Raw genomic sequence first — 8762 nt, forward strand, 5'->3', positions numbered from 1 at the left:
CTTCATAGCCGGAATACTGTTTGTCTTGCCAACTTATTATGTATTTAAGAAAATCAATTCAAAAAAAGGGATGACGTTCGCTTTACTTGCGGGGACAGTTTCAATGGCAGTATTCATGAGTGTTTTAAACTATTTTGTCTTTTTACCGGCATATACCTTCTTTATGGGATGGGATGCAATGTCGGCGCCAGAGTCAAGAAAGTTCGTTACGACGGCAATCTTGCCTTTCAACGTGATTAAAGGCGTGCTCATCACATCTGTATTCATGTTGCTGTTCATTAAATTACAGACATGGATCAATAAACAAACATTATATAAAAATGCTTAACGGCATTGACGATAGAAATGAAAAAACAACCGGATATCCATATTCGGTTGTTTTTTTTTTATGTTTGTTATTTAGGTATGAGACAAAAGAAAAGCCATTCTCGATTGAAAATGGCTTGTACCGTTATTCGAATTTTAGTGCGTCTCCGTCAAATGCCTCGTCAGCAACTTTAATGGAATCCGTTGGGCATCCTTCAAATGCATCCATCATGTCGTCTATAAGTACATCTGGAATTTCAACGATTCCCTCGTTATCGTCAAGGGTAACAAATGCAATCCCTTCGTCATCATAATCATATATATCTGGTGCGGCTGCTCCGCAAGCTCCACAAGCTATGCATGTTTCTTTATCCACAATAGTAAATTTAGCCATGAATATAACCCCTCCTAAGTTGTTTAACAACTGATAATCTTTTTATTTCAGATTATTATCTCTTTCTTATTGTAAGACCGAATGCCAAACTTTTCAATAGAAATTGTATTGATAATAACTATCATGTAGCTGAATGTCAACGAAAAACATCGTAATAATTAATTTGGTTCTTTCCGTGGTTCGTCATTTAGTCACATATTTTTCCTTGTATTCATCATTAATAACGGCGATTTATGCAGTTTTTTGTTACAATGGGGTTATTGGTTAAATGAAACAAGGATGTGAGTCCCATGAATAATTATCTACAGGCCATCATTCTATATGCGATAAAAAAATTTCAAGGCGAACGTTCCATTTATGCTATATACCATATGCTGCAGGGTAAGAAATCGTCACAAACAATCCAGGATGCCCATTTATTCGGCTTAACGGATATTTTTGGGACAATACCCCGATTTACCCGTCAGCAATTAAATCAAAACATTGATCATTTACTTAAGCATGAGATGATTAATTTAACGGATAGATCAGATGCGTATGAAATTAGTATGCAAGGTGAGGGAATGTTAGGCGATTACTTTAAAAAATATCCTTTTCCGGCGTATATAAATGGTTGGAAGTATAACAATATAACCCCGGTTTTCTGGGGAAGGTTAAACTTACTCATTCAAACCATATCCCATATTGTCCACAATGATAGACGTTTTTATCCGATTCAACGAAATCCCAAAATCCAATTCTTCGTAAAGGAATTTTTACATGTCAATCGTCAGGATCGAACGGTGATTGCCCAACATCTATATGATGAACTGGTATTCCTTTTAGAAAGTCAAAGTGATATGAAACGAGACATTTTCATATTGAGGTTAACCGGAATAAACAGGATTGGACTTACGTTTGAACAGATTGCAAAAAGGAAAGAGGTAGAAGAAGAGTATGTTCGCTTTACATTTCTTGACACATTGCATCAAATGCTTGCGGAAATGGAATCGGGAAAGGATTACCCACTCTTGTCATCATTAACCAATGATTGGAAAAGCAGTGGGAATCCTCAATTGACACAATCTACCAATACAACTTTACGATACATCCAGGAAGGGAAAAATCTGGATGAAATAGCTGGAATCCGCAGATTGAAGGTCAACACCATCGAAGATCACCTCGTAGAAATTGTCTTATCGGAAAAGGATTTTCCGATTTCCGATTATGTAACTATCGAGGATGAGAGGGAAATTGCTGACGCTATTAAGGAACTTGATACGAAAAAGCTTAAAGCAATCAAGCAGATGGTCGATAATAAACAAATAAGCTTTTTCCAAATAAGACTTGTACTTGCGAAAATAGGTGAGTGATGATGAACATAGAACGGGTCCTCAAAGAAAAATTCGGATTTAATGAATTCCGCCCTGGGCAAAAGGAAGTGGTTGAATCATTGATGTCCGGCCGTCATACCTTAGCTATGCTCCCAACCGGATCAGGTAAATCATTATGTTACCAGCTGCCTGCTTATCTCTTAAATAAGACTGTCCTAATTGTCTCCCCGTTATTATCTTTAATGCAAGATCAAGCAGATCAGTTGAAGATGAGCGGCGAAAAAAGTGTATTGACCCTCAACTCTTTTTTGACGCTAAATCAAAAAAGGAAAGCTTTTGACCGGTTACATAGTTATCGTTTTATCTTTTTATCCCCTGAAATGCTAAGCCTGGACGGTGTGATAAAATCCTTGAAGTCCATAGACATAGGTTTATTCGTCATAGATGAAGCACATTGCATCTCACAATGGGGGTATGATTTCCGTCCGGATTATTTGAATTTAGGAGAAGTGAGGCGTGAATTGAACAATCCGTTGACTCTTGCCCTGACGGCAACTGCAACCGATGAGGTCCGGAGGGACATCGTTGGTAAACTCAACATTGGGCAGGTCAAGGAAATGGTCTCATCTGTTGATCGGGAAAATATTGCAATTATTGTCGAGCGGATGTTCCGCTACGAGGAGAAGCTAGCCCGTGTGCTGGAACTTGTCAGAAAATTTACCGGAAGCGGAATTATTTATTTTTCCTCTAAAAAAGTGGCGGAATCAGTCACTGGGTTTTTACAGGATAACGGGATCGATAGTGTCAATTATTATCATGGTGGAATGGAACAGGAGCAAAGGATGCTCATTCAGCAGCAATTCATTTCCGGCCAGTTGAAAATTATATGTGCAACAAGTGCTTTTGGAATGGGTGTGAATAAATCGGATGTCAGATATGTTGTCCATTTTCATATCCCGTCCACGATGGAAGCGTATCTTCAGGAGATAGGCAGGGCGGGACGAGATCGGAAACAAAGTGTGGCTGTCTTATTATATACCGAAGGGGATGAAGGGCTTCCCCTGCATTTGATGGAGCAACAGTTGCCTACGGATTCGCAAATCGATGGTGTATGTTCGTTCCTTAATGCATCACACAAAAATATGGCGAATTTGACCGTCGCTGAAAAAGATCGGCTGTCCCAATCCTATTCGTTGAACGAAATCCAGCTCCGGTTTTTTACGCAGCTTAGCACGGGCAATAACCTAAATCAAATGGAAGAGATGAAAGAGTATTGTCAAAAGAGAAAATCAAGGAATCAGGAAAAGCTGCATAAATTCCTTCACTGGATACATGCCCAGGAATGTCGCCGTTTAGGGATACTGGACTACTTTGGAGAAATGCATCGGGAAGTGAATCCCATCTGCTGTGATATTTGTGGGATGGATGTCGAAAAAATGGCTGATGTATGGCCGGAAGTGAAGATGGATCCGGTGAATTCCTTTTCCACTTGGAAAAAGGAATTGGCTTATATCTTATTAAAGAAGGAAAATGGCAATGAAAAATAAGCAAGCTGAAATAATTAAACAACTTACAGATAAACAGTTGCTATATAATTTGTTTCTTACGCAAATTATTCTCTTAACGTTAGCCATCTTTTTAGGTATTATTTTATTTAAAGACCGTTCAGCTTTTTTTGACTTATTTATCTTTGATGACCTGAACATTTTGCTAATTGGAATTCCCGCTGGAGTCATTGTCGTGTTATTGGACATATTGTTTATGAAAGTGACTCCATCTTCCTATCAGGATGATGGAGGTATTAACGAACGCATTTTCAGTAATTTGTCATACCCGATGATTTTTGCCGTTACTTTAGTGGTTGCGCTAAGTGAAGAAGTATTATTCCGCGGAGTGCTGCAAACACATTTTGGTTTGCTTCTTACGAGCCTAATTTTTGCAGCCGTTCATTATCGTTACCTATTTAATTGGTTTTTATTTTTAAATGTTTTGGTTTTGAGCTTCTTTATCGGTTTTCTATTTGAAATGACCAATAATCTCATCGTGACGATAACCGCTCACTTTTTAATTGACTTTATCCTTGGTATTTTAATCAGGAACAAAAAGCAAAGAGGGTTTAGCAAGAAAGGGGGTGACTTGAATGAGCCGAGTGCAAAAGAATGAAAATGAAAACGATCAGGCTGGTGAACTCATTTCTCGAATTGAACGTCAGAAGGCAAAGTCCTCATTGCCCAAGCGGAGCAAAGTCCACCAGAATAAAAAGAAAAAAAGTAAAGTGAAGAAGTTCCCAATGATACAATTATTAGCATTATTTTTTATTTTACTTCCAATTGGATTTTACACCCTTTATACATATATGCAGGGTAGGCCTGTACCTGATGTGAAAAGTGACCAAGTCGTCTTTAGTGAGGAATCGATTCCAACTACAGCTACTGCAGATGATTTAAAGGAAAAAGAATCGGCAAAGGCTAAAGCGGAGGAAGAAAAAGAAGAAGCTGAGGAAAAAGCCAAAGCGCAGAAAGAAGTTGAGGAAAAAGCCAAAGCACAGCGAGAAGCTGAAGAAAAAGCCAAAGCACAGCGAGAAGCTGAGGAAAAAGCCAAAGCACAGCGAGAAGCTGAAGAAAAAGCCAAAGCACAGCGAGAAGCTGAAGAAAAGGCCAAAGCACAGCGAGAAGCTGAGGAAAAAGCCAAAGCACAGCAAATAGCTGACGAAAAAGCAAAGAAGGCAGAAACGGAAAAGCAAAAGGCTTCCGAAAATGTTCAAGCTGCGAAACCGGATAAAGAGGGATACAAAGTTGTCTTACATACTGTTCAGGGTGAAGAAACATTATTTCGCATTTCCATGAATTACTACAAATCACAGGAAGGGATTGCTCTGATCAGGGAGTGGAATGGGCTGAATGGCAATGAAATTTCCAAAGGTCAGGTATTGAAAATTCCTATCAAGAAATAACGATGGCACTCTGTCTTTATAGGCAGGGTGTTTTTAAGATTGTATGACTTAGTTCAGTTTAAAGATAAACGTGGCAGGTACTTTATCATTTTTTCCTCTGCTTTTTCATATCATGATTTGAAAGAGTAGAGGAGGAAATGCGATGGAATCGGCAATCATTTTATTGGATGAGAAAACGGATCAAGCAACAAAGCAAATGCTGCAGAATGTCGTGGATCGAAAGAAAAAATTCGAGGCACTTAAAAAGAAGCACCTTCAAAGCTTATGGGCAACTATGATCGTTGCTGCCCTTTTTATGATTTATCTATATTTTTATATCGTTGTACCCTATTCCTATTCCTTTTTCAGTATGTTTAGTGTTTTCGTCGACCATTTTAGCCATTTTCTCTTTTTGGCGGCAGCAATTGGTTTATATGGATATATGGTATTAATTAAAAAAAAGCTGGACAAAGCTGAAAAGGAGTTTCAACTGCTACGCTGTGAAATCATTAATAAAAGTAAGCAATTGTGGGAAAAAGAGGAAGAATGGAAAAGCCGCCATAAGGTTTTTGAAATGATGAAGAAGAATTATGATATTAACTTATATCATGAAAATAAATGATGATCGCGTTAAATCATATTTAATTGCGGGTAATATGGTTTTATGGTTATATGAAAGTACGTTTGGGAAAAGGATGGAAAGAAGGTTTAACTTAGATGTTATGGTTATCTGGATTATTTTTAGTCATCATTATGCTGTCATTTGCCATGATCATTTACATGTGGCGTACGGCTATGCAAGATAGGGTGATTTATCAAGACTTATATTTTAAAGACTTTCCTGAAGGCTTTGGAGATGTCCGGATCTTTTTTATATCCGATATTCATCGGAGGATCGTTGCGGATAAATTAATTGAGGAATCTCGTGACAAAGCAGATTTGGTGATAATCGGCGGTGACATTAGGGAAAGCGGGGTTCCCTTAGAACGTGTAGAAAAAAATATATTGAAATTAAAAGAACTTGGTCCCCTTTATTTTGTTTGGGGTAATAATGATTATGAGGGAGACTTCCATGAACTGGATGCGACTCTTTTGAAACATGGTGTGAAAATCCTTGATAATACAGCTGTTTCTTTTGAGTCTCAAAATGGCAGCAAAATCGCTCTTCTGGGCATTGATGATATATCGGAAGAACGTGATAGGCTTGACCTTGCCCTGTCGGATTGCGGGAATGAAGACTTTCGTATTTTGGTGAGCCATAATCCATTGGTCAAGAAACAGTTGACCCCGGAACACCATATTAGTCTTGTCCTGTCAGGTCACACCCATGGCGGGCAAATTCGTATATTCGGATTCGGGCCCTATCAGATCGGCAGCATTGAAAAAGAGGGGGACTGTTTATATATGACGAGTAATGGTTATGGGACAAGCGAAGTGCCATTAAGGCTCGAGGCAAAGCCAGAAACGCACCTCTTCACCCTGAAAAGGGGGACAGACACTAAAATAGGCGAAGCTGAGGAAAAGACCTATTAGGCTCATATTAATCGAGCATATCGGAATTTTACAGACCATGAAAAATCCACTATAATTTCAACAAATGATCGTATAGTTATTGGAGGCCTTGTAAAACCATGCAAGAAGGTAAATATAATATAAAGGCAGTTTCAAAACTGCTGGACATTCAGTCGGGAACCCTTAGGGCTTGGGAAAGGCGCTATAAATTTATCGAGCCTGTCAGGAATGAATCGGGCCACCGGCTGTATACTGAAAAACATCTGCAAATCCTTAAGTGGCTCATCAATAAAACAAAGCAAGGTTTTACAATAAGCCAAGCCGTTTCACTTCTCGAAAGTACTGGCACTCTAGCTCCTGGAGTTCCTGAAACGAACCGTAAGAATGAACAAGCGATTAAGTTATCGGAAGAATTAATCGAAGCTCTATTGAATTTCAATGAAAATAAAGCTCATATGCTGATAAGCCAAGCATTCAGTATGTATACCATCGAACAAACCATAGTTGATGTACTTGGTTCCATATTGGTTCAGATTGGGGATAAGTGGGAAAGGGAAGAAATTACTTCCGCTCATGAACACTTTGCTTCGAACATCCTGAAATCCAGGATCAGTTCAGTTATGCATACCATTCCGACTAATGGTTTTCTGCCGAAAGCCCTTACTGTTTGCGCTCCCGGTGAAAAACATGAATTTGGACTGTTGGTCTTTACCGTTTTTTTGAAGAGGAAAGGGTATGAAACCATTTATTTAGGTGAATCCATTGCTGATAATGACCTTCTCACCGTCTTAAACATCATAAAACCTACTTACCTATTCATGTCATGTTCACTGAAAGAGAATCTTGATGGAACATTTAGGCTGGTTGAAACATTAATAAAGGATTTCCCGGATTTGAAGGTGGGTCTTGGCGGTGCGGCGCTAAGCTTCATTTCCGAGGAAAACCGTACGGCCTTCAGCGGAGTTTTAATGGGGGACACGCAGTCGAAATGGGAGGAATGGCTGAAAGGTTAGCGGCCGCCTGCTTAAGAGAAATAATGGATATGCACCCTGCGACCAAGGCTTCATATGATGTATGAAGATGGTAACCAGGGGGCATTTTTTTATGAAGCTGGAGCGATTAACTAATAATAAAATCAAGATTTTTTTGACCCTTGATGATTTAATTGATAGAGGCATAACAAAAGAAGATATTTTAGGGAATTCCTTAAAGGTCCACAAGCTATTTCAGGATATGGTCGAGGAAGCGTGCGAAGAACTCAGCTTTAAAATGAGCGGTTCCATTGCAATTGAAATTTTCTCTTTGCCTGCACAAGGGTTGATAATCATTGTGACAAAGGACGAAGAGGAATTATTGACCGACGAAGAGGAATTCTTGGATTTACAAGTGAAAATAGATGACTTCCCCCATATCCTGTATGTTTTCAATGACTTTGAAGATATCGTCCAATTATGTCGTAGATTATCTTTTCAAGGATTGCTTAATAGTACTCTTTATCATTTTGAGGGAAGATATTATTTGCTTATCGAAAATGTTAAAGACACGACCTATGACACAGTCATATCTTTAGCGGCTGAGTATGGCCATGCATCTACATTGACACTAAGCCGCATCAATGAATATGGAACATGTATAATCGAAAATGAAGCGATACATGTTTTGCTCACACATTTTAGCTGATGACAAGGCAGCCACATTATGGTAAAAACAATGTGGTTTGCCTTTTATGCCTCAACTTTCCGCCGAAGAAAATATACGCTAAAAGAGTGAGAAAACAGTTTATATGATAACGTTTTCATTTTTAGAATATTTCCAACTTTTAAATTCCCATTTTTACTCTTGCATTAATGTAACGAAGGTGTATACTAGCACATGAAGAGGACTATTTGTACATTATAATTTTATATATGGAGATTTTCTAGGAGGTACTTTCAATGGAATCGGCAAAAGGCAATAGCCATGTAAATGAAGAAGAAAAACATGACGTATTGAGGTCTACCCAAACTGTAATACATAAAGCTTTGGATAAACTGGGTTACCCGGAAGAAGTTTTTGAGCTGTTGAAGGAACCATTGCGTTTATTAACGGTGAAGATACCGGTCCGCATGGATGATGGCTCGGTTAAAATTTTCACGGGTTACCGTGCACAGCATAACGATGCTGTTGGGCCTACAAAAGGTGGTATCCGTTTTCACCCGAATGTAACGGAACGTGAAGTGAAGGCATTATCCATTTGGATGAGCTTGAAATGCGGTATCGTTGATTTGCCATACGGCGGCGGTAAAGGCGGCATCGTTTGTGATCC

The 8762-nt window shown here is 38.9% G+C and carries 11 protein-coding genes; 10 read left to right on the forward strand and 1 reads right to left on the reverse strand.

What is annotated here, in order from left to right; genetic code table 11:
• On the forward strand, window positions 1–328 hold a 328-nt coding region (locus ACFVSH_RS19560; RefSeq protein ID WP_387707411.1), incomplete at its 5' end, for an ECF transporter S component.
• Window positions 329–451: 123 nt separating this feature from the next.
• Here the strand turns inward: ACFVSH_RS19560 and ACFVSH_RS19565 are convergent.
• Window positions 452–700 (reverse strand): ferredoxin, encoded by a 249-nt coding sequence (locus ACFVSH_RS19565; protein ID WP_034308087.1) that lies wholly within the window; start codon window positions 698–700, stop codon window positions 452–454.
• A gap of 290 nt (window positions 701–990) precedes the next feature.
• Between ACFVSH_RS19565 and ACFVSH_RS19570 the strand changes: the two genes are divergently transcribed.
• From ACFVSH_RS19570 to ACFVSH_RS19610, 9 genes are all read left to right on the forward strand, one after another.
• Entirely contained in the window at window positions 991–2052 is a 1062-nt protein-coding gene (locus tag ACFVSH_RS19570) for a YpbB family protein (RefSeq protein WP_387597702.1), read from the forward strand.
• Between the two features lie 2 nt (window positions 2053–2054).
• Window positions 2055–3560: a RecQ family ATP-dependent DNA helicase gene (locus ACFVSH_RS19575; RefSeq protein WP_387707413.1), complete on the forward strand. Its 1506-nt coding sequence runs from the start codon at window positions 2055–2057 to the stop codon at window positions 3558–3560.
• Complete coding sequence (locus ACFVSH_RS19580) at window positions 3550–4176, forward strand: CPBP family intramembrane glutamic endopeptidase (RefSeq protein WP_387707415.1); 627 nt, start codon at window positions 3550–3552, stop codon at window positions 4174–4176. The genes ACFVSH_RS19575 and ACFVSH_RS19580 overlap by 11 nt, the downstream gene beginning before the upstream one ends.
• Window positions 4154–4966: a LysM peptidoglycan-binding domain-containing protein gene (locus ACFVSH_RS19585; protein ID WP_387707417.1), complete on the forward strand. Its 813-nt coding sequence runs from the start codon at window positions 4154–4156 to the stop codon at window positions 4964–4966. Before ACFVSH_RS19580 ends, ACFVSH_RS19585 begins: the two co-directional genes overlap by 23 nt.
• Window positions 4967–5108: 142 nt before the next feature.
• A complete protein-coding gene (locus tag ACFVSH_RS19590) occupies window positions 5109–5567 on the forward strand; it encodes a YpbF family protein (RefSeq protein WP_387597690.1) in 459 nt (152 codons plus the stop codon).
• 95 nt (window positions 5568–5662) lie between these two features.
• Window positions 5663–6478 carry a metallophosphoesterase gene (locus tag ACFVSH_RS19595; RefSeq protein WP_387707419.1) on the forward strand — a complete coding sequence of 272 codons (816 nt, stop codon included), beginning with the start codon at window positions 5663–5665 and terminating at the stop codon, window positions 6476–6478.
• A gap of 98 nt (window positions 6479–6576) precedes the next feature.
• Window positions 6577–7470 (forward strand): MerR family transcriptional regulator, encoded by an 894-nt coding sequence (locus tag ACFVSH_RS19600; RefSeq protein WP_387597684.1) that lies wholly within the window; start codon window positions 6577–6579, stop codon window positions 7468–7470.
• Window positions 7471–7561: 91 nt separating this feature from the next.
• On the forward strand, window positions 7562–8137 hold the full coding sequence (locus ACFVSH_RS19605; RefSeq protein ID WP_098370799.1) for a genetic competence negative regulator: 576 nt from the start codon (window positions 7562–7564) through the stop codon (window positions 8135–8137).
• A 254-nt stretch (window positions 8138–8391) separates the two neighbouring features.
• The coding region (locus ACFVSH_RS19610) for a Glu/Leu/Phe/Val dehydrogenase dimerization domain-containing protein (protein ID WP_387707420.1) at window positions 8392–8762 on the forward strand (371 nt) is incomplete at its 3' end.

The sequence above is a fragment of the Peribacillus sp. NPDC058002 genome (assembly GCF_042886655.1).
Taxonomy (GTDB): domain Bacteria; phylum Bacillota; class Bacilli; order Bacillales; family DSM-1321; genus Peribacillus; species Peribacillus aracenensis.

What these genes read in the sequence shown, in the direction of transcription:
- ACFVSH_RS19565 (WP_034308087.1), bottom strand. Translation starts at nt 700, where the DNA reads ATGGCTAAATTTACTATTGTGGATAAAGAAACATGCATAGCTTGTGGA.
- ACFVSH_RS19570 (WP_387597702.1), top strand. Translation starts at nt 991, where the DNA reads ATGAATAATTATCTACAGGCCATCATTCTATATGCGATAAAAAAATTT.
- ACFVSH_RS19575 (WP_387707413.1), top strand. Translation starts at nt 2,055, where the DNA reads ATGAACATAGAACGGGTCCTCAAAGAAAAATTCGGATTTAATGAATTC.
- ACFVSH_RS19580 (WP_387707415.1), top strand. Translation starts at nt 3,550, where the DNA reads ATGAAAAATAAGCAAGCTGAAATAATTAAACAACTTACAGATAAACAG.
- ACFVSH_RS19585 (WP_387707417.1), top strand. Translation starts at nt 4,154, where the DNA reads ATGAGCCGAGTGCAAAAGAATGAAAATGAAAACGATCAGGCTGGTGAA.
- ACFVSH_RS19590 (WP_387597690.1), top strand. Translation starts at nt 5,109, where the DNA reads ATGGAATCGGCAATCATTTTATTGGATGAGAAAACGGATCAAGCAACA.
- ACFVSH_RS19595 (WP_387707419.1), top strand. Translation starts at nt 5,663, where the DNA reads ATGTTATGGTTATCTGGATTATTTTTAGTCATCATTATGCTGTCATTT.
- ACFVSH_RS19600 (WP_387597684.1), top strand. Translation starts at nt 6,577, where the DNA reads ATGCAAGAAGGTAAATATAATATAAAGGCAGTTTCAAAACTGCTGGAC.
- ACFVSH_RS19605 (WP_098370799.1), top strand. Translation starts at nt 7,562, where the DNA reads ATGAAGCTGGAGCGATTAACTAATAATAAAATCAAGATTTTTTTGACC.